Origin of the sequence: Intrasporangium oryzae NRRL B-24470 (assembly GCF_000576595.1) — a bacterium.
GTDB lineage: Bacteria > Actinomycetota > Actinomycetes > Actinomycetales > Dermatophilaceae > Intrasporangium_C > Intrasporangium_C oryzae.
The window spans coordinates 20,879-38,839 of record NZ_AWSA01000015.1 but is presented as its reverse complement, the minus strand read 5'-3'; the positions used below and the strand labels follow the sequence as shown (position 1 = coordinate 38,839).

Below are 17,961 nucleotides of genomic sequence, written 5' to 3'. Positions count from 1 at the left end.
AGGCGGCTGGAGGGACGCCCGGTGGTTGGGGGGAGGTGGTCGACGACATTCCAGGGGCTCCTGACCTGCGCGGAAAGTGGAGTTAGCAGTGTCAACTTGGCTAGAGTGACACTGTCTGTTAGCACTGTCAACAAGTGCCCTCGGTGGAGAGGAAGCGCAATGGCCGAACCGGGACGACAGTCCCGCAGGGGCGACCTCAAGGCGACTCTGCTCGCCCATGGGATCGCGTTGGCGCGCGCAGGCGGGCCCGCAGCCGTGTCGCTCCGCGACGTCCAGCGCCGGGCCGGCGTGAGCAACACCGCTGCCTATCGGCACTACGCCGACCGCGAGGCGCTGCTCGTCGCCATCTCGGCGCACGCGTCGGCCGAGATGGCCCGGACCATGGAAGCCGAGATGGCCGAGATCCCGACGACGAGCGACAGGGCGGAGGCGGCCCGGGCGCGGTTCCGGGCCACGGGCAGCGCCTACCTCCACTTCGCCCTGTCTGAGCCGGGACTCTTCGCCGTCGCCTTTCTCCCCGAGGCCCACCCCCGGCAGCCCGAGGCGCCGCCTCCGGAGGCTCGCGGGGACAGCGGGCTCGGACCCTTCCAGCTGGTCCAGCAGTGCATCGACGAGCTCGTCGAGGCTGGCGCGCTCGCACCGGAGCTGCGCGGTTACACCGACGTCGCGGCCTGGGCTGCCGTCCACGGCCTGGCCAACCTGCTGCTTGAGGGTCCCCTCGTCGCCTTCGATGCGGAGCAGCGTGAAGCCGCGATGACCCGGCTGCTCGACATCATGGCCGCGGGGATCCACTGAGGCGTGACCCGGCTCGCGTCTGAGTCGTGGGGGAACCGGGCGGGCCGCGATGTCCTACTCTGTGCGCTTGCTGCGGCCTTCAGGCGTCGGTGCGGTGCGCTGGGAGCCCTTCGGCTGGCGCCACTGGTTGGCGCGGATGTTGAGGGAGGCGTCGCCGACCGCGCGCTCGATGCGGGCTGCGCGGGTCTCGGGGGTCTTCGCCGCCGAGATCCATTCGAGGATGGCGCGTTTGGCGGACCTCGGAAAGGCCGCGAAGTAGGCGCGTGCGACCGGCTCTGCGTCGAGTGCTGCGCTCAGGTCGTCCGGCTCGTTGAGTGCCTCGACGTCATCGAGGGCGTTCCACGTCCCCGACGCCTTGGCTGCCTCGACGACGGCGAGCCCCTCAGGGCGCATCAGGCCGGCAGCGAGAAGTCGTTCGACCCGATCCTTGTTCTTCTTCGACCAGCGGCTGGCAGGCTTGCGCGGGGTGACGAGCAGGCCTGAGCGGTTCTCGTCGACACGCTGGGGACGTGAGTCGACCCATCCGGCGGCGATGGCCTCGTCGACGATGTCGTCGTAGGAGACGTGGGGTTGCCCGCTGCCCTTCTTCCATGTCGTGACCCAGACGCCCGGCTCGCTCGCACCGTGGGCGGCCAACCAGCCACGCCACTGGGCCCGTGACGTGACCGTCAGGTACAGGTACCGCTCGCTCATGATCGGCCGCCCGTGTGGGACTGAACGAGCTCGCGGGCGAGCCCCAGCCCTGCTGCGGCGGGCCCGTCCGGCCCGAGGTGGGCAGCATTGGTGTAGGCGCCGTCGATGAGGACGGCGAGCTGATCGCCCAGGGCTTCACCGGCGGCCCGCCCGGCCAGCTCCACCGAAAGGCCGCGGAGTCGCGTGTCGAGCAGATCCCGGTAGGAGCGTGCCGCTGCCCGCGCCGGATGATCCCGGTCGTCGAACTCGATGCTGGCGTTGTTGAAGGCGCAGCCGCGGAACCCCGGGCGGCGGATGTCGTGTTCGACGGCATCGAGGATCTCCAGCAGCGCTGGTGCGGCGGCACCGGCGTGCCGCTCCTGCACGGCGTCGATCTCGGCGAAGATCGTCGTCGCCAGCCGTTGCAAGTAGGCCCCGACCAGTGCGTCCTTCGTGGGATACAACCGGTACACGGTCGCCTTGCCCAGCCCGGTGGCTGCCACGAGTTCGTCCATGCCTACCTCATGGACCCCGCGCGCGTAGAAGAGATCCTGCGCCGTGTCGAGGATGACTGCCTCGCGCTCTTCGCGCGAGCGACGGAACGCTCCGGTTGCGGTCTTCGATGGCATGCACCTACTTTAGGTGGAACGGACCGTTCCGTCACATCAGGAGTGAGCCATGGCAGAACTCAAGATCGCGAACCAATGGCCGTGGAAGCAGGCCCCCGTCTGCCTCGTCACCGGTGCGACCCGAGGCATCGGCCGCGCGGTCGCCGGGGACCTGGCCCGGAGTGGCGCCATCGTGTTCTTTGCCGGACGCGACCCCGACGCGGTGGCTCGCTCCGTCCGGGAGGCGTCCGCGGCCGGCGGCGATGCCCGCCCGCTCGTTGTTGATGTCTCCGACGTCACCTCGATCCGAGCCGGTGCCGCTGCCGTGGACGCCGGCGCCGGCAGGCTCGATGTCCTCGTCAACAACGCTGCGGCGTACGTCGACTGGACGGAGACGGCGCTCAGTGCGGACCTTGAGGAGACACGAAAAGTCATGGACACCAATCTGTTCGGTCCTTGGGCCATGGTGCAGGCGTTCCTCCCGCTGCTCCAGCGCTCCGACCATCCAAGGGTCGTGAACGTCGGAAGCGGAGCCGGATCGCACGGCGACACGCAGTTCGGGCTGACCTCTCGCCGTGGGGCAGCCGCGTCATACGGCGTCAGCAAAGCGGCGGTGCTGGCGCTCACCGCCGCCTTCGCCGCCGAGCTCGCCGACACGCCCGTCATCGTCAATGCGGTCGACCCCTTCCTCACTGCAACGTGGCCGGGTGCCGAGCAGATGGGCGCACGTCCCGTCGCCGACAGCGTCCCCGGGATCGTGTGGGCTGCCACGCTTCCCGACGACGGCCCGCGAGGGGGCTTCTTCCGGGATGGCACGGCGCTTCCGTGGTGAGACTGCACGGGACTGATCCGGCCCGTGAGGGACATCGTCTTCCGGCAGTGACCAAGGACTTGGCCCGATCCAGCTCGCACCGGCCAAGACCGGCTGACGAACACGTCCCCGAACAAGGGCCACCGTGACGAACGATGTGGTGACCGGTCCCGGCACGGCGTGATAGGCATCAGGCATGAGCCAGGTCGCGGCCGGCAGGGTGGCCGACCCGAGAGCGCCAGTCGTGCTCGTCGTGGACGACGACGCCGCGATCCGTACCGTCGTCCGTTGGCAGCTCGACGATGCCGGGTTCCGCGTCGTGGAGGCCGACGACGGCGCCACGGCCCTGCGCCGGATCCGCGACGACCACCCGACCCTGGTCGTCCTCGACCTCTCGCTGCCGCGGTTGGGCGGTCTGGACGTCCTGCGGTCGGTGCGGGAGGGGCAGGCGGGCAGGTCCGACCTGCCGATCATCGTGCTCTCGGGACGCAGCGGCGAGACCGACCGGATCGTCGGGCTGGACCTCGGAGCCGACGACTACCTCGTGAAGCCGTTCTCACCCGGTGAGCTCGCCGCGCGCGTCAGGTCCGTGCTGCGGCGCAGCTCCCCGGAACTGTCCGGTGAGGCGATCGTCGTCGGCGCACTGCGCATCGAGACGGCCAGCCGAAAGGTCCAGCTCGACGGACAGGAGATCGAGCTCACCCCGAGGGAGTACGACCTCCTCCTCTTCCTGGCCATGCACCCGAGCCACGTCTTCACGCGCAGCCAGCTGGTCGACCGGGTGTGGAACTGCTCCTCCGAATGGCTCGGCGAGGCGACGGTGACCGAGCACGTGCACCGGCTCCGCCTCAAGCTCGAGCAGGACCCGTCGAAGCCTCGGCTGCTGCGGACCGTGCGTGGTGTCGGCTACCAGCTGGTGGAGGGCGAATGACCGCGGCGGGACTGCCACAGCGTGGCGCGGAGCTCTGGCCCGGCGACGCGCAGGAGATGCTCGATCGGCAGACCGAGGTGCTCGAGCTGATGGCCGGCGCCACCCCGCTGCCCGACGTGCTGGGCGAGATCCTCACCTCGCTCGAGCACCTCATCCCTGACGCGCGGTGCTCGGTTCTGTTGCTGGACCGCGAGCGGGGCACGCTCCACCACTGCGCGGCGCCGAGCCTTCCCGCCGAGTACGTCGCCTCCATCGACGGGATGTCGATCGGTGAACGGGCCGGCTCCTGTGGGACGGCGGCGTCGCTCAACGTCCCGGTCATCGCCACCGACGTGCGTACCGACGCCCGGTGGGTCGACTTCCGCGACCTGGCCCTGGCGGCGGGGATGCGCAGCTGCTGGTCCACCCCGATCGAGGGGCGCGACGGGCTGCCCGTGGGCACCTTCGCCGTGTACCACCCTCAACCGCATCGTCCGACTCCGCGTGAGCAGCTGCTGGTCGACCGCTTCAGCCATCTCGCCTCGGTCGCCATCGACCATGCCGGCCTGCTCGGCGACCTGATGGAGAGCGAGGAGCGGTTCCGCAGGTCCTTCGACGACAACTCGCTCGGGATGGCGATCCTCGGACCCGACCGCACCGTCACCACGAGCAACAACACCCTGACCAGGCTCGGGGCACGAAACCTGGTCGGCAGCGCCCTCGCCGACGTGGTGGTCCCCAAGGGCCGATCGCTGGAGACCCGGCTCGACGAGCTCGGCCAGGGCGGCCGCGGACCCATCACCTTCGAGGCGCTGCTGCAGCGCGGCGACGGCCGCACCGTCGAGGTGGAGGTGACGATCTCACTCCTTCGTGGTCGGGACGGCACTCCGGCCCAGTACGTCGTCAACGTGTTCGACCTCACCGAGCGGCGCGCGGCCGAGTCCGACCGGCGAGCCCGGGTGGAGGCGGAAACGGCGCGACGGACGGCCGAGGAGCTCGTGCACGCCAAGTCCGAGCTGCTCGCCGCCGTGGGCCACGAGGCCCGCACGCCGATCCAGGCCATCGTCGGCTTCGCCGAGATCCTCGGCACGATCGACCTCGACGAGGCCCAGCGACGCGAGGCACTGGGCCACATCACCGCCGCCGCCGGCCACGTGATGGACCTCCTGGCCGACGTTCTCGACCTCAGCCGCATCGAGGCCAACGCCCTGCCCCTCGTGCTCGAGGGCGTCCGCGTCCGGGACGTCGTGGTCGAGGTGTTCGGGCTGCTCTCGGCCACGGCCGAGCGGCGGCAGGTCGAGCTGGCGCACGACCTCGCGGACGACGTCGTCTGCGCCGATCGACGCCGGTTCCGCCAGGTGCTGCTCAACCTCGTCACGAACGCCATCCGGCACGGCAACGTGGGGGGTCGGGTGGACGTGCGCACCCGGGCCACGCAGGAGGGTGCGAGCGTGACCGGTGCGAGCGTGACCGGTGCGAGCGTGGTGGTGTCGGTCGACGACGACGGTCCCGGGATCCCGCAGGACCTCCTCCCGCGGCTCTTCACACCCTTCGCCCGGGCCGACCCGTCGTCGGGTGAGCGCGCAGGGGGCGGACCGGAGGACGCCGCGCACTACGAGAGTGTGGGTCTCGGGTTGGGCCTCGCGCACGGCCTCATGCGGGCCATGGGCGGCGACCTCACCGTGGGTCGCTCCACGCTCACCGGGACCTCGATGCTGCTCCGGCTCCCACGGGCGCAGCCGCGTTGAGGAAACCATGAGCATCGACCCCATTGCGGGTGGTCGGGTCCGTGGGTTGAGTAACGACAAGGGGCCAGACCGGGTCGCGTGCAGCACGCCCGGTCGACGCCGAACGTGATCGCTCACGAGGAGATGTCTGACCGATGAAGCTCGCCCTCTACCTCCCCACCTTCCGCAACCACGTCACCGTCCAGGAGCTCGCCGACCTCACCGACCTGGCCGAGGAGCTGGACTTCGACTCCGTCTGGACCCTCGACCGCATCGTCGTGCCCGAGGCCTCCGACCGCGGAGAGCTCCAGTACTCCTTCGGCATGATGAAGGAGTTCCCGACGCAGCTGCCGGTCGCGTCGACGGGCAAGTGGTTCCAGGGCTGGCCCATCCTGCCGTGGCTCGCTGCGCGCACCGAGAAGGTCCGCATCGGCATGAGCATCACCGACACGCCGTACCGGTCCCCAGGTGTCTTCGCGGCCGAGTGCGCGACGATCGACCACCTCTCCAACGGCCGCCTCAACGTCGGCATCGGGGCCGGGTGGATGCCCGAGGAGTTCGCCGCAGCCAGCGCGACGCACCTCTTCCCGCGGCGCCACGCCCACGTGCGCGAGACGATCGAGATCTGCAAGGGCATCTGGACCAACGAGATCTTCGAGTACCACGGCGAGTTCGCCGACTTCGACCGCTGCGGCTTCGGCCACCAGCCGCTGCAGAAGCCCCACCCGCCGATCTACTTCAGCGGCCTGCGCGACCCGAAGCGGTCGGCCGACCGCGTCGCCAAGTACGGCCTCGCAGGCTGGATCGGCATCCAGGACACCCCGCGCGAGCTGACCGAGTGGCGGACCGCCATCGCGCGGGAGCTCGAGGAGCTCGGCAAGTCGATCGACGACCTCGACATGTGCAGCATGATCTGGTTCACGATCACCGACGAGAAGGTCGACCAGACCGACAACGGCAAGGTGTCCAACATCCTCGTCGGCACGGCCGACCAGATCACCGACATGCTGAAGCGCTACCAGGAGGCCGGGCTGACGATGCCGCTGCTGTGGCCTCCGTTCGCCGACGTGCCGGTCTCGAAGACCCTCGACGACCTCAAGCGCCTCAAGGAGGAGATCATGCCGAAGGTCGAGGCGTCCTGACCGGAGCCGCCCGCGGGCCGCGCGCCCGCTGCGAGCGAGCCCAGCGGCATTCGACCCCCTTGGTATGCCGCTGGGCTCGCGTTCGCGCGCGACCCGACCCCCGCGCGTCCTGAGATCTCAGGCGTCCGGGCGGCGAGGCCGGTTCGGTCGTCCACGCCGAGGAAGAGCCGGCCCGTCGACCTGATGTCGCCCCTTCCGCCTGCGGTCAGTGCCCTTCCAAGAGGCGTTTGGCGGCGTCGAGTCCTCCTACTTCGCCCTCCATGGCCTTCTGAACCGAGCGGGAGAGCGCAAGCTTCTTGAGGCCCCCGAGGTCGGCGTTGAGCGACAGGGTCACTTCTGTGGTTTCCCCGGCAGCGGTCATTCGGAACTCGCCTTCGGGCCGAACCGGGCCGGCGATCGCTTTGAAGGCGTAACGGTTTGGTGGCTCGTAGGCTGTCACCTGGATGTCGGCCGGAATGCCGCGACCGCCGGGTCCTTGGACCACCTGGTGAATCCTGGAGCCCGTGGCGGGCGGTCCGAGGGCGTTGATCTCCTTGACGTGCGGGCGCCATTTCGGATCGTTCGAAGGCGTGGTGAAGAAGGCGAAGACTTCTTCGACGGGGCGGTCGATGCTGATGGTGCGGCTTGCGCTGGGCATGGGATTCTCCTCCACCCGAGGTCTCGACTCTCCACATCCTTCCAGCGGCACCTGCCGTTGGGGAGGCTTCTTGGTCGGAGACGGCCGGTGACACACGCACGTCGTCAGGGGGAGACCCGAGCCTGGAGCAGCACCGTGACGACGGCGAGCACGGCTCCGGCGGCGAGGAGGGGCCGGCGGTACCGCCCGGGCAGGGCGACGGCGGCCGCGAGCAGGGTGACGGCCACGAGGTAGAGGTCGTGCCACGCGCCGAGCTCGGGCACGATGACGAGCCGGGCCCAGTAGGGCTGGAACGGCCCCGGGCCCTCGAGGAGCCAGGTCGAGGGCAGGGTAAGCGGGTCGGTGGCGGCCGGTGCGACCTCGATGTTGTAGGGCTGGACCATGAGCGGCGCGAACAGCCGCAGCACGGGACCGTTGAGCGTCCAGTAGGCCGGGCCGGCGACGAACCACAGCACGGACACCGCGATGGAGCCGGCCAGCGGATGTCGCAGGAGCCGCGCGGCGGCGGCTCCAGCCGCGACCGCGAAGGCGGCCAGGGCGACGGGGTGGAGGAGCTCGGGCAGGGTGAAGTGGGCGTGGAGGGTGCGGCCCGGCTCGGCGCCCATGGCGACGCCACCGGTCCACCGCAGCCAGAGAGCGCCCACGGCGACGACGACTGCCACGAGGGCTACGAGTCCGAGGCCGCCGACCAACCGTGCGGCAGCGCGGTCCTCCGCCCTCATGGGGGCGTCCTCGGCCAGTCGGAGACGGTCGCGCCCGGCGGCATACGCGGCGGCGATCGAGACACCGGCCGCGAGGAACGCCGCGGAGGACTGCAGGCCCTGGTACTGGGCACTCGACCACGAGGGCGCACTGGCGAGAGCGGCGTAGTTCGCCGCCAGCCACAGCAGGATGCCGATCCAGGGAGCCGGGTGCCGGAGCATCCGGCGCCCCTCGAGGCGGGCCAGGGTCGTGAACGGCCGGTGGGCCGTGTCGGCCCCACGGGGCCTGGTCGTCGTGGTGGTGCTCATCGGCTTCTTCCCATCAACAGCGCGGCCGAGGCCACGGCGGTCACGACCCACGGATGGCTCTGGTATGCCGTGAGGACCGGGGTCACGGAGTCGTGCAGCCCGCTCCAGGCCCGGGCGAGGGCCATCCAGCCGAGTGGGGCGGCGACGCCCGCTTCGACGGCGAAACGCTCGGGTGTCCAAGCGGCCACGGCGCAGCCGGTCGCGACCAGGGCTACGGCGGGGCCGAGGGGCCAGCCGACGCCGCGGCTCACGAGGTTGGCAGCGGCCAGGTAGGCGAGCCACAGGCCCAACCCCGCCGGGACGAGGAGCATCAGGCGTCGGGCCTGGCGGCGTGCGGCGGAGGTCGGCATGGCGCTCAACAGGTTCGCGGCGGGGTCGCGCAGTCCGGCGACGACAGCGGCAGCAGTGCCCGCCGCGGCGACGTCGAGCACGCCCACGGGCCAGCGGCCGCGGACGGCGGCGAGCACGACGACCCCGAGCAGACACACCGCGACTCCGGCCAGTGGCTGCCACGGCACGGCTCGCGCGGTTGGGGCCACCCACGCGGGGGCGGTGGTGCTCACGACTGCTCCCGACGGGCCAGCAGGAGGTAGCCGTCGTCCAGCGTGGGGTCGACGACCTGCGCACCGGACGGCGGCTCGCCGAGGTGGCGGTAGGCGCCGGTGGCCGTGATCCAGCTGCGGATGGCGCGTGGGTCCTGGCTGGCGTCCTCCCACACCTGTCCGGCCGCGAGCCCGGCCAGCTCCGCCGGCGTCCCGGCGAACCGGATCCGCCCGTCGAACATCACGTAGACGCTCTGGCAGAGCGCACCGACCTCGGAGATGTTGTGCGTCGACATGAGCACCGTCGACGACTCGGTCTTCAGCGAGCGGAGACGAAGGCGCTGGTCCGGGTCGAGCCCGTTGGCCGGTTCGTCGAGGACGAGCAGCTGTGGACTGCCGACCATGGCGGCGGCGAGTGCGACGCGCTGCTTCATCCCGCCGGAGAGCTTGCGGATCTTCCGGTGCATGACGTCAGCCAGCCCCACGGACTCGAGGACCCGGCGCGACTCCTCGTGGCGCCAGTCCCGGTCGGTGTGCTCCTTGAGCACGGCCACGTAGTCGACGAGGTCGAACGGCGTGAAGCCGGGGTAGAGGCCGGGGGACTGCGGCAGGTAGCCGAGCTGTCGGCGGATGTCGGTGCGCTGGGCAGGGTCCGCGGGGTCGAGCCCGAGCATCCGTAGGCGGCCGGCATCGGGCGCGAGCACGGTCGCGACCATCCGCAGCAGGGTCGTCTTACCGGCTCCGTTCGGGCCGAGCAGGCCGATGATCCCGCGCCCCGCGGAGAGGGTCACGCCGTCGACGGCCGGTGTGCTGCCGTAGCGCTTGACCAGGCCGTCGGCCTCGATGGTCGCGGTGGTCGTCGTGGTCGACGTGTTGGTGGTCATGCGGTCCTCCGGTAGGAGACGGTGTCGCGACGGGCGACGGTCAGGAGCACAGCGGCGGTCGCGATGACTAGGGCCGCGGTCTGCAGGGCAGGGCTGGCGATGATGTCGAGGACGACCTCGGGCCGCACCCGGCGGCCTGCTGTCGAGCCGGTGACGACGGCGGCGGCCCAGACGAGGCCGAGCGCGCCCGCCACGCGGAGCGGGTCGAGCCGGGTGGTGCAGGCGAGCAGCACCACGGCCGAGAGGGCCACCCCGGGAAGGAACCACGCGAGCACCATCGCGGCCGTAAGGTCGACCCACAGGTCGACGAGGAGCAGGGTCACCATCGTTGCGACGAGGGCAGCGACGGAGACGACGACGGCCCGGAGCGCGACGAGGCGGAGTCCTGCGGCGGGAGTCGCCAGGCTGATCTCCCCGGCGGGGTCCGCCTGGACGCGGTAGGCGAGGGCGACAGCAGCGACCGGCGCAAGAGGGGCGATGACGAGCAGCGCCAGCAGCCCGGCGTCCCCGGTGACTGCCGCGGCGGTCAAGGGCGCGAGCACGACGAGGGCCACCGCGCTGAGCGCGGCGAGGACCATCGCGGGGGTGGCGATCGTCGACCGGATGGACCCGTGCACCGAGCCCAGCCGGCCGAGGATGCCGGGGGAGGGCCGGTCGATGGCGCTCGCCAGCCGCTCCCAGGCCTCGTCGAGCCCTTGCGGGTCCGCGTCGTCGCCGAGTCGTTGCCTGCAGTCGGCGCAGCCGAGCACGTGCGCCTCGACCGAGGCGGAGAGGACGGGTGGCGTCGTGCCTGCCGCGTATGCGGCGAGGATCTGGTCGTCGACGTGCCACGGGGTGCGGGGTGTGCGGGGTCCGGTCATCGCAGGGCCTCCCTCAGCTCGAGCCGGGCTCGGCTCATCCGGCTCTTGACGGTTCCGCTCGGGATGCCGAGCAGTGCTGCTGCCTCGCGCGTGGACAGGCCGTCGATGACGGTGGCCTGCACGACGGCGAGGAGCTCGGGCGAGAGCCGCTGCAACGCGGTCCCGACGTCGCTGTGCTCGACCTGGAGCAGGACTGCCTCCTCGGCGGAGGGCTGGTGCTCCTGGCGGGCGTGGACCAGCCGCTCGAAGACCGACTTCCTCGGTCGCAGCCGGTGCAGCAGCGTGCGGATGGCGATCCCCCAGAGCCAGGCAGCCACCTCGCCGTCCCCCTTGTAACGGCGAGGGTGCTGCCAGACCACGAGGAAGGTGTCGTTGAGGACCTCACTGACGATCGCCGGGTCGGCGCACCGCCGTCTCACCCGAGCGGCCAGCCACGGCTGGTGCCGGGTGAAGAGCGTGTGGAGCGCCCCGCGGTCGCCCTCGGCGATCTGCGCAAGGAGGTCCTGGTCCGTGGGAGACCCTTGGTCGAGTGTCACGTCTCCTTGTGCCATCGAGTCGTCTGATCGGTTCACACCGCTGTCTCGACATCGTGGCGGAAGGGCTGCGGGCCTTTGGCCAAATGGACTACTTGGGGGATCCCCGCGTCGCAGCAAGCCCAATTCGGAGACAACCCGGCCCCGCCCAGTAAAGGTCGACGACGGCGTCAGCGCGCGGCCGAACAGAGACAGGTCGTATGCCGTGCTCACCCGCGCCTGGCCGAGGCGGGTCTGTCCGTGGTGACCTCGACGCCACCCGCGACACCCCCGTCAGAGTCCGACGGTGTGAATGTCGCTCGGAAGTGCCTGTGCTGCAATGGTTCTCGTACAGCACCAGACAAGTGGTTTGCGATGGTTCTTGACGCTGCGGGTACCTGCGCGGCACTTCCTTCCGCTCATGTCAGGATGCCCTCAAGTAGGTCCGCGGCCTACGCTGCGGCCATGCACGCGGTCGACCCGTCTCGTACTGGCAGGGCGCTGCAAGGAGTCCTGGCCGAGGCAATCGCCCTCCTGCGGGCACACGGCGAGGATCATTGGGCTCGCGCTCTGGCTGGTCACCTGCATCGGCTGTCGGGGGGCGGGGAGGGCTTGGACCTTCTAGGCGCGTTCGGCGGGATGGGAAGCCTCAACGACCTGGTCATCCATCCGGTCAACGGTCACCGCATCGACGAATCTGAGATTGGCGTTGTCAACGCTGACTTCGCGCGTCTGCGTTCGGAGATGTGGGACCTTCTTGGGGCCCTACGAGCTGGGAGCCCGGAGGCGCGCGGACAGTGAAGCGTCGGGTCGGCGGGTCGGTTGATCGGGTGCGCCCGTATCACTACGCCCTTCGGCTTGGCACTTCTGGCTTTCGAACGTGATGCTGAGTGGGCGACGTCGGCGCGCCGTGGCGAGGCGTTCGTGTGCCAGACTCCGCCCGTGACTTTGGTTCTTGGTCGACGCATCTGGTCCTTCTGGGCCCTGACGCTTGTCGTGATGGCTGCCGGGATGGCGTTTGCAGGCGCCCTTGTGTGGGGCTTTCCCGGCCCTCCAGTCGGGCCGCTTCTCGTGTTCGTGGGTGTCCCCATCGCCCTGCTGGTGGCGTCGCGGCTGTGGGTCGGCTTCGGTGCGGACGGCGTGATCGTTCCGGCTGTGCGCGGACGCAACCGGATCGCAGCATCGAGCGTCGTTAGCCTCGCGGTGGTCGAGAGCCGAGCGCCCACAGTGCCGCCCGTCCCACGCCTTGTCCCGCGCCTCCAGATGGTGGACGGCTCCGTGCGGGACCTCAGGGTGCTGACGGCATACATGTTCGGACCTGCAGCGCGGCCAGCTTTTGATCGCGCCATGCAGGCTCTGGCCCAGGCGCTCGGCAAGCCCGTGGTCGGCTGACTGCGCGAGATGGGTGTGGGTGCGCATAAGCCCGCCAGCGTCAGAGCCGCCCTTCTTGACGTCGGCGGCGCTTGCTGCGGCGTGGCTGTACCGGCCTTGGTCTTCAGCCCGAGCGTGGCAGGGTGTCGGTGCGAGGCCGTGTCTGCATCCTTCAGCAGGGGCACGGCCGTGGCTTGATTGTCCCTGTTGGCGTGCAGCCCAAGGCGTGCGCTGCAGATCACATCGGAGGCGGCGACGCCCGCGCGGACGTTGGGCGTGAGTACGGCGTCGCGAAGCTGGTCGTTGTCGTCCAGCAGCCCTACGTCATCGGCGGAATCCACCTTGGCCAGCCGCCCGCGGCGCTCATCCGGGCGGCAGGTTCGAGTGCCCATGAACTACCTCGCTCTCGGGGGCGCACCTGGCGCTGGGACCAAGACCGCTCTCCGGCAACCGTGATGCCGCTTTCGAGGATGTCGAGCAAGACCGGTTCGGCGCAGAAGCGTCGAGGTCGGCGAGCGTGTACACGAGCGGGCGCAGGTCAGCCGAGCGTCAGCCGGGCTTGTAGCGGGCCGTCATCGCCGTACCAGGCTGAGTTGTCCCGCGGAAGGACGACCCTGAGCAAAGGTCGCGGTTCGATGCGTCGGTGTGATTGGGCCGCGCTGCGGCGGGAATTCGACGGTGATCTGTGGCGAAGTGCCTACGGCGGGAGGATGTTGATCACCCGGGACAGCACCACGACGAGAACGGCCAGGGAGATCATCGATTGGATCGCCATCAGTCCTTTGGCGCGATGGGTCAGTGGGAGCGTGTCGGTGGGGCTGAACGCGACCACGTTGGTGAACGCCAGGTAGAGGTGGTCTGGGAATCGTGGCTGCCAGTCGGGGGGCGCCAGTCCCTCGTTGTCGGTTTGGGGGAACTGGAAGTCGGGATAGGGCGCGGCGCCGACCCGGCGCGCGTCGGGGCCGCCGCCGTCGATCTGCCAGTAGAGCAGCCCGAAGGTCACGATGTTCGTGGCCAGCAGGGTGACGGCCGTGACCAGTAGCTGTGTCACGGTGGGAGGCGTCTCACCTTCGGGCGTGCTTCGCAGGACGAGTGCCACGAGCCTGACCGCGGCGCCGGTGTTCGCGACGATCAAGACGGCGACGAGCGTCAGGACCAGGGGACGAGCAGCCCGTGGGACCGGTCCCGGCTTCGCAGCCACAGCGAGGAGGATCAGGACCACCGCCGCCTCGATCGCGGGCACGGCGACCGGGGGTCCTTCACGCATTCTCGCCGGCACCAGAACCTGCGGAAGGATGACCACGACGAGGGCGATCAGAGGCCACCCGTACGTCTCGGACGCCGCGGCGACACCCATCTGTCCGGTACCGGTGCCACGAGGTGGCCCTGGCTCGGGTTCCGTCGACGGCTCGTTGGGCATGGGCCCATCATGCGCCGGCTGATGTCGGCCGTCTGCAGATGTGGGTTGAGCTGAACGGCGAAGTGCGGCCTTTCGCCGCGAGCCGGGTGAATCTGCATGTTTACGCGTGATCTGCCAGGACCGCTCGCTGAGTCGGTGCAGTTTGCGTGCTGGACCACTTGGGGGTTTCGAAAGGTCGGCCCCTTGCGCTTTCGCTCCGGCTACCCAGAGGTAACACTGGATATTGGAGGCGAGTCCAATGAGCAGTGACGTCAGGGAGAACCCGTCCACCGAGCGAGCCGACCGCACCCGTCGTGTCGACTCCACGGAGCGGGAGTCCCGCGCGGTCGTCGAGGCGGCGCGTGAGAAGGGGTGGGAGCGACCGAGCTTCGCCAGGGGCCTCTACCTCGGCCGCTTCGACCTCGACCTTGTCCACCCCCATCCCCGGGCCGACCCTGCCGACGACGCCCGCGGTGACGAGTTCCTGATCCGGATGCGTGAGGTGTGCGACCACATCGACGGCGCCCGCATCGAGCGCGAGGAACAGATTCCTGATGAGGACGTCAAGGCCCTGGCAGACGTGGGCGCCTTCGGCATGAAGATCCCGCGCGAGTACGGCGGGCTCGGTCTGACCACGTCGTCCTACGGCAAGGCGCTGATGCTTGCTAGCTCCGCCCACCCGAGCATCGGCGCGCTGCTGTCGGCCCACCAGTCGATCGGCGTCCCGGAGCCCGTCAAGCTCGTCGGCACCTCCGAGCAGAAGGAGGCGTTCCTGCCCCGTTGCGCCGCGGGCGCCATCTCCGCGTTCCTGCTCACCGAGCCTGACGTGGGATCTGACCCGGCCCGTTTGGCAACCACAGCCATCCCCACGGCGGACGGCGCGGCATACCAGCTCGACGGCGTGAAGTTGTGGACCACCAACGGCGTCGTGGCCGATCTGCTCGTGGTCATCGCGCGAGTGCCCGCACGTGAGGGCAGGAAGGGAGGGATCACCGCGTTCGTCGTCGAGGGCAGCTCCCCGGGGATCACCGTCGAGCGGCGCAACTCCTTCATGGGGCTCAAGGGGATCGAGAACGGTGTGACCCGGTTCCACCAGGTGCGGGTCCCCGCCGAGAACCGGCTGGGCAATGAGGGCGACGGCCTCAAGATCGCGCTCACCACCCTCAACGCGGGGCGGCTGGCCATCCCCGCAATGTGCGCGGCGGCGGGCAAGTGGGCGCTGAAGATTGCGCGCGAGTGGTCCTCCGAGCGGGTGCAGTGGGGCCGCCCGATCGGAGAGCACGACGCCGTCGCCGAGAAGATCGCCTTCATCGCCGCCACGACGTACGCCCTGGAGTCGGTGCTGGAGCTGTCGGCGCAGCTTGCCGACGCGGGCAGCAAGGACATCCGGATCGAGGCCGCAATCGCCAAGCTGTGGGCGAGCGAGATGGCGTGGAAGATCTCCGACGAGCTCGTGCAGATCCGTGGAGGTCGAGGGTATGAGACCGCCGAGTCCCTGCGCGCCCGCGGCGAGCGAGCCGTGCCCGCCGAGCAAATGCTGCGCGACGCGCGGATCAACCGCATCTTCGAGGGCTCGAGCGAGATCATGCGTCTGCTCATCGCTCGGGAGGCGGTCGACGCCCACCTCAAGGCGGCCGGCGCGCTGGCGGACAAAGACGCGACGTTCCAGGACAAGGCGCGGGCCGCGGTGGGAGCCAGTGGGTTCTACGCAAAATGGCTGCCCCACCTCGTGGTCGGCCGCGGCTCCGCGCGGGCATCGTACGCCGAGTTCGGGCCTCTCGCCGAGCACCTGCGGTTCGTGGAGCGGTCCAGTCGCAAGCTGGCACGACACACGTTCTACGGCATGTCCCGCTGGCAGGCGAAGCTGGAGTACCGGCAGGTGTTCCTCGGCCGGCTCGTGGACATCGGCGCCGAGCTGTTCGCCATGACGGCCGCGTGCAGCCGGGCCGAGATGCTGCGCGTCGACGACGACGACGCGCGCGGACGGCACGCATACCAGCTCGCCGACGCGTTCTGCGACCAGAGCCGTCTGCGCGTGGAGACACTGTTCGCCGCCCTCTGGACCAACACCGATGCCACCGACTCGCGGCTGGCGCGGAGGGTGCTGGCCGGCGACTACACCTGGCTCGAGGATGGCGTGCTCGACCCGAGCGAGGGTACCGGACCGTGGATCGCCGCGTGGTCGCCCGGGCCCAGCGAGGTGGAGTCGGTCCGGCGCCCCCTCCGGTGACGTCGCGCAGTGAGTCGTCCTCACTGCGCTGCGCGAGGGGAGCCGCCACCTCCGGTGCACTTCGGCTCCTCCCGGATCCGCCTGGTCCGTACGCGATGCCGAAGGGGCCTACCGATACGCACAGGAGGCCCGGCGTGAGCCACTGCAGACTAGTCGGCGACCGGGGGGAGGTGTTGCGCCTTGCCGCGACGTGATGTGGGTGACTGGACCCGCGCTGACGGCGAGCTACCGGGGTGGCGCGCGGAGATCCGGACCCGCAGCGCCGCTGGGCGGACGGCGAACTCCAGCGGGGCAACGAGCTCGACCGCCTCGCCGTCGATGCCGGCATGCACAGTCCCTGCCGCTTGGACCTGCACGTGGGGAGCGCTCCAAGCCCGCCCCGGGGCGTGTTGCCTCTCCTCTGGTGCGTCGAGCGCCAGGATCCCCAGTCGACCGCTCGCGAGCGTCGGACGGGTGCCAAGGCCGGGACCGTTCAACGCGTACGGATTGTTGGAGATCAGCAGCACAGCAAGCCGTGCATGCTCTCGCCCGGTGTCGTCGGTGACGCGCAGAGAAGGGATTCGCCCACTTGGGCCAAGCACCCTGCGCGCCGTTTCCGCCAGGGTGCGGACCTTCGTGTCGCGGTAGCTTGCCTGCCTGACTGCCTCCCCGTAGAGGCCGAGGGAGACGTTGTTCAGGAAGATCCGACCGTTCACTTCGCCCACGTCGATCAGGCGCTCCACGCCATCAGTGAACGCATCCAGAGACCCGGGCACGTCTTGCCGGTCCACACCGAGGTCCAGCGCAAAATGGTTGCGCGTCCCGACTGGGATGCAGACGAAGGGCAGCCCCCACGCCGAGGCGACTGCAGCCACCTCTGCGAGCGATCCGTCGCCGCCCGCCATCCCGAGCGCATCTGCGCCCCGGGCCGCGACCTCCAGGGCGCGTGTCCTCAGATCGTCGCCGGAGCCGAGGGTCACTGCTTCGACTCCGCGCTCACGTGCTCGGTCGAGGACCCGGTTGCGCGCCGCAGCACCGTCACCAGACCTCGGATTGACGAGCAGCACAGGGCGTCGAGGTGGATCGACCGGACGCCAGCCGCTGTTCATCAGCGTCGAGCGCCGCCGCCCGGGAGGCCGTGGACGGTTCATGTCATTGCTCCCGTCATCGTGGCTCTGCTGGTCGTGCTCCGTGGTGACGTTACGCCCGAGGACGCCTTGGATACAGGCCCAGGACAGCGTCCATGATTCCGAGCGTTGCCCTTGCCGTCACCCGCAGGCTCCATGGTCGAGCCGGTCGCAAGCCAGGAGGCGGCCAGCCTCCAGGCGGCTGAGGTGCCGCAGGCGTCACTGAGCTGGCGGGCGAGTCGCCGGAACGGCTGAAGACCGCGTCGCGTGGATCTCCCTGGTCAGATCCAGGATCTCGTTGGCCAGGAGGAGCAGCCTCTCGTTCTGCTCCTCCTCCTGCTGGACCGTACGCCAGGCTTCGTCCGCGATCACCTGACGCTTCTCGTCGGCGCGGTTCTGGCTGATCATCACGAATGTCGACAGGAAGATGGCCTCCAGCGACACGATCATCGTCAGCAGTCCGAACGGATAGTCCTCGAGGCCAAGTGCGATCCACAAGGTGAACCAGATGGCATGGATGTACACGAACTTCATGGAACCGGCGAATCGTGTGATCTGGTCGGCAACCCGGTTCTCGCGGCGCTTGCTGCGCTCCCGGAGATGCTGCAGCAGCGCAGGGTTGGCCGGTTCCGGCTGGTGTGTTCTCACTTCTGTTCCTCTGCCCGGTGCGCGACGCGAGCCGGCCCGAGGCGTTTGAGATGACGGCCTCGCGCGGTACTGCGTGGCGCCGAGTGCGGGCCTGTCC

19 protein-coding genes are annotated in these 17,961 nt (G+C 69.9%); 8 read left to right on the top strand and 11 right to left on the bottom strand.

The window, feature by feature from the left end; all coding sequences use genetic code 11:
- Positions 1 to 159: 159 nt before the first annotated feature.
- Positions 160 to 795, top strand: coding sequence for a TetR/AcrR family transcriptional regulator (locus N865_RS22690; RefSeq protein ID WP_034804260.1), 636 nt, complete (start codon positions 160 to 162; stop codon positions 793 to 795).
- Positions 796 to 849: 54 nt separating this feature from the next.
- Here the strand turns inward: N865_RS22690 and N865_RS08705 are convergent, their stop codons facing one another.
- Together N865_RS08705 and N865_RS08700 are read right to left on the bottom strand one after the other, a co-directional pair.
- Positions 850 to 1,488 (bottom strand): YdeI/OmpD-associated family protein, encoded by a 639-nt coding sequence (locus N865_RS08705; RefSeq protein ID WP_051510371.1) that lies wholly within the window; start codon positions 1,486 to 1,488, stop codon positions 850 to 852.
- Positions 1,485 to 2,096, bottom strand: coding sequence for a TetR/AcrR family transcriptional regulator (locus N865_RS08700; RefSeq protein WP_034804256.1), 612 nt, complete (start codon positions 2,094 to 2,096; stop codon positions 1,485 to 1,487). Before N865_RS08700 ends, N865_RS08705 begins: the two co-directional genes overlap by 4 nt.
- Positions 2,097 to 2,145: 49 nt before the next feature.
- Between N865_RS08700 and N865_RS08695 the strand changes: the two genes are divergently transcribed.
- The 4 genes from N865_RS08695 to N865_RS08680 all read left to right on the top strand — a co-directional run bounded on the left by N865_RS08695 (position 2,146) and on the right by N865_RS08680 (position 6,665).
- Positions 2,146 to 2,907 carry an SDR family NAD(P)-dependent oxidoreductase gene (locus N865_RS08695; protein ID WP_051510370.1) on the top strand — a complete coding sequence of 254 codons (762 nt, stop codon included), beginning with the start codon at positions 2,146 to 2,148 and terminating at the stop codon, positions 2,905 to 2,907.
- A gap of 175 nt (positions 2,908 to 3,082) precedes the next feature.
- A complete protein-coding gene (locus N865_RS08690; protein WP_051510369.1) occupies positions 3,083 to 3,817 on the top strand; it encodes a response regulator in 735 nt (244 codons plus the stop codon).
- Positions 3,814 to 5,544: a sensor histidine kinase gene (locus N865_RS08685; protein ID WP_034804253.1), complete on the top strand. Its 1,731-nt coding sequence runs from the start codon at positions 3,814 to 3,816 to the stop codon at positions 5,542 to 5,544. Before N865_RS08690 ends, N865_RS08685 begins: the two co-directional genes overlap by 4 nt.
- A 134-nt stretch (positions 5,545 to 5,678) precedes the next feature.
- Positions 5,679 to 6,665, top strand: coding sequence for an LLM class flavin-dependent oxidoreductase (locus tag N865_RS08680; protein ID WP_034804250.1), 987 nt, complete (start codon positions 5,679 to 5,681; stop codon positions 6,663 to 6,665).
- A 205-nt stretch (positions 6,666 to 6,870) separates the two neighbouring features.
- Here the strand turns inward: N865_RS08680 and N865_RS08675 are convergent, their stop codons facing one another.
- From N865_RS08675 to N865_RS08650, 6 genes are all read right to left on the bottom strand, one after another.
- Entirely contained in the window at positions 6,871 to 7,302 is a 432-nt protein-coding gene (locus N865_RS08675) for an SRPBCC family protein (RefSeq protein WP_034804247.1), read from the bottom strand.
- Positions 7,303 to 7,406: 104 nt separating this feature from the next.
- Positions 7,407 to 8,312 carry a hypothetical protein gene (locus N865_RS08670; protein ID WP_034804244.1) on the bottom strand — a complete coding sequence of 302 codons (906 nt, stop codon included), beginning with the start codon at positions 8,310 to 8,312 and terminating at the stop codon, positions 7,407 to 7,409.
- A complete protein-coding gene (locus tag N865_RS08665) occupies positions 8,309 to 8,875 on the bottom strand; it encodes a hypothetical protein (protein WP_157557627.1) in 567 nt (188 codons plus the stop codon). The genes N865_RS08670 and N865_RS08665 overlap by 4 nt, the downstream gene beginning before the upstream one ends.
- Positions 8,872 to 9,738, bottom strand: a complete 867-nt coding sequence (locus N865_RS08660; protein WP_034804236.1) for an ABC transporter ATP-binding protein — start codon at positions 9,736 to 9,738, stop codon at positions 8,872 to 8,874. The genes N865_RS08665 and N865_RS08660 overlap by 4 nt, the downstream gene beginning before the upstream one ends.
- Positions 9,735 to 10,598: a zf-HC2 domain-containing protein gene (locus N865_RS08655; RefSeq protein WP_051510368.1), complete on the bottom strand. Its 864-nt coding sequence runs from the start codon at positions 10,596 to 10,598 to the stop codon at positions 9,735 to 9,737. Before N865_RS08655 ends, N865_RS08660 begins: the two co-directional genes overlap by 4 nt.
- Positions 10,595 to 11,134: an RNA polymerase sigma factor gene (locus N865_RS08650; protein ID WP_211244882.1), complete on the bottom strand. Its 540-nt coding sequence runs from the start codon at positions 11,132 to 11,134 to the stop codon at positions 10,595 to 10,597. The genes N865_RS08655 and N865_RS08650 overlap by 4 nt, the downstream gene beginning before the upstream one ends.
- Before the next feature lie 351 nt (positions 11,135 to 11,485).
- On the opposite strand from N865_RS08650, the gene N865_RS23910 reads away from it, so the two are divergent.
- Both N865_RS23910 and N865_RS08640 read left to right on the top strand, forming a co-directional pair.
- The gene (locus N865_RS23910; RefSeq protein ID WP_407636750.1) at positions 11,486 to 11,911 is read left to right on the top strand and encodes a DUF6966 domain-containing protein; all 426 of its coding nucleotides are present in this window, start codon (positions 11,486 to 11,488) and stop codon (positions 11,909 to 11,911) included.
- Between the two features lie 141 nt (positions 11,912 to 12,052).
- On the top strand, positions 12,053 to 12,502 hold the full coding sequence (locus N865_RS08640) for a hypothetical protein (protein ID WP_157557626.1): 450 nt from the start codon (positions 12,053 to 12,055) through the stop codon (positions 12,500 to 12,502).
- 676 nt (positions 12,503 to 13,178) lie between these two features.
- Here the strand turns inward: N865_RS08640 and N865_RS08635 are convergent.
- Positions 13,179 to 13,724 carry a hypothetical protein gene (locus N865_RS08635; protein WP_245603711.1) on the bottom strand — a complete coding sequence of 182 codons (546 nt, stop codon included), beginning with the start codon at positions 13,722 to 13,724 and terminating at the stop codon, positions 13,179 to 13,181.
- A 415-nt stretch (positions 13,725 to 14,139) separates the two neighbouring features.
- Here N865_RS08635 and N865_RS08630 point away from each other — a divergent pair, with 415 nt between their 5' ends.
- Complete coding sequence (locus N865_RS08630; protein WP_034804225.1) at positions 14,140 to 16,110, top strand: acyl-CoA dehydrogenase family protein; 1,971 nt, start codon at positions 14,140 to 14,142, stop codon at positions 16,108 to 16,110.
- Between the two features lie 149 nt (positions 16,111 to 16,259).
- Here N865_RS08630 and N865_RS08625 read toward each other — a convergent pair whose 3' ends face one another.
- Both N865_RS08625 and N865_RS08620 read right to left on the bottom strand, forming a co-directional pair.
- Positions 16,260 to 17,198 carry a diacylglycerol/lipid kinase family protein gene (locus N865_RS08625; protein ID WP_245603715.1) on the bottom strand — a complete coding sequence of 313 codons (939 nt, stop codon included), beginning with the start codon at positions 17,196 to 17,198 and terminating at the stop codon, positions 16,260 to 16,262.
- A 237-nt stretch (positions 17,199 to 17,435) separates the two neighbouring features.
- Positions 17,436 to 17,864, bottom strand: coding sequence for a DUF1003 domain-containing protein (locus N865_RS08620; RefSeq protein WP_034804221.1), 429 nt, complete (start codon positions 17,862 to 17,864; stop codon positions 17,436 to 17,438).
- Positions 17,865 to 17,961 lie beyond the last annotated feature (97 nt).

What these genes read in the sequence shown, in the direction of transcription:
- N865_RS22690 (WP_034804260.1), top strand. Translation starts at nt 160, where the DNA reads ATGGCCGAACCGGGACGACAGTCCCGCAGGGGCGACCTCAAGGCGACT.
- N865_RS08705 (WP_051510371.1), bottom strand. Translation starts at nt 1,488, where the DNA reads ATGAGCGAGCGGTACCTGTACCTGACGGTCACGTCACGGGCCCAGTGG.
- N865_RS08700 (WP_034804256.1), bottom strand. Translation starts at nt 2,096, where the DNA reads ATGCCATCGAAGACCGCAACCGGAGCGTTCCGTCGCTCGCGCGAAGAG.
- N865_RS08695 (WP_051510370.1), top strand. Translation starts at nt 2,146, where the DNA reads ATGGCAGAACTCAAGATCGCGAACCAATGGCCGTGGAAGCAGGCCCCC.
- N865_RS08690 (WP_051510369.1), top strand. Translation starts at nt 3,083, where the DNA reads ATGAGCCAGGTCGCGGCCGGCAGGGTGGCCGACCCGAGAGCGCCAGTC.
- N865_RS08685 (WP_034804253.1), top strand. Translation starts at nt 3,814, where the DNA reads ATGACCGCGGCGGGACTGCCACAGCGTGGCGCGGAGCTCTGGCCCGGC.
- N865_RS08680 (WP_034804250.1), top strand. Translation starts at nt 5,679, where the DNA reads ATGAAGCTCGCCCTCTACCTCCCCACCTTCCGCAACCACGTCACCGTC.
- N865_RS08675 (WP_034804247.1), bottom strand. Translation starts at nt 7,302, where the DNA reads ATGCCCAGCGCAAGCCGCACCATCAGCATCGACCGCCCCGTCGAAGAA.
- N865_RS08670 (WP_034804244.1), bottom strand. Translation starts at nt 8,312, where the DNA reads ATGAGCACCACCACGACGACCAGGCCCCGTGGGGCCGACACGGCCCAC.
- N865_RS08660 (WP_034804236.1), bottom strand. Translation starts at nt 9,738, where the DNA reads ATGACCACCAACACGTCGACCACGACGACCACCGCGACCATCGAGGCC.
- N865_RS08655 (WP_051510368.1), bottom strand. Translation starts at nt 10,598, where the DNA reads ATGACCGGACCCCGCACACCCCGCACCCCGTGGCACGTCGACGACCAG.
- N865_RS23910 (WP_407636750.1), top strand. Translation starts at nt 11,486, where the DNA reads ATGGTTCTTGACGCTGCGGGTACCTGCGCGGCACTTCCTTCCGCTCAT.
- N865_RS08630 (WP_034804225.1), top strand. Translation starts at nt 14,140, where the DNA reads ATGAGCAGTGACGTCAGGGAGAACCCGTCCACCGAGCGAGCCGACCGC.
- N865_RS08625 (WP_245603715.1), bottom strand. Translation starts at nt 17,198, where the DNA reads ATGAACAGCGGCTGGCGTCCGGTCGATCCACCTCGACGCCCTGTGCTG.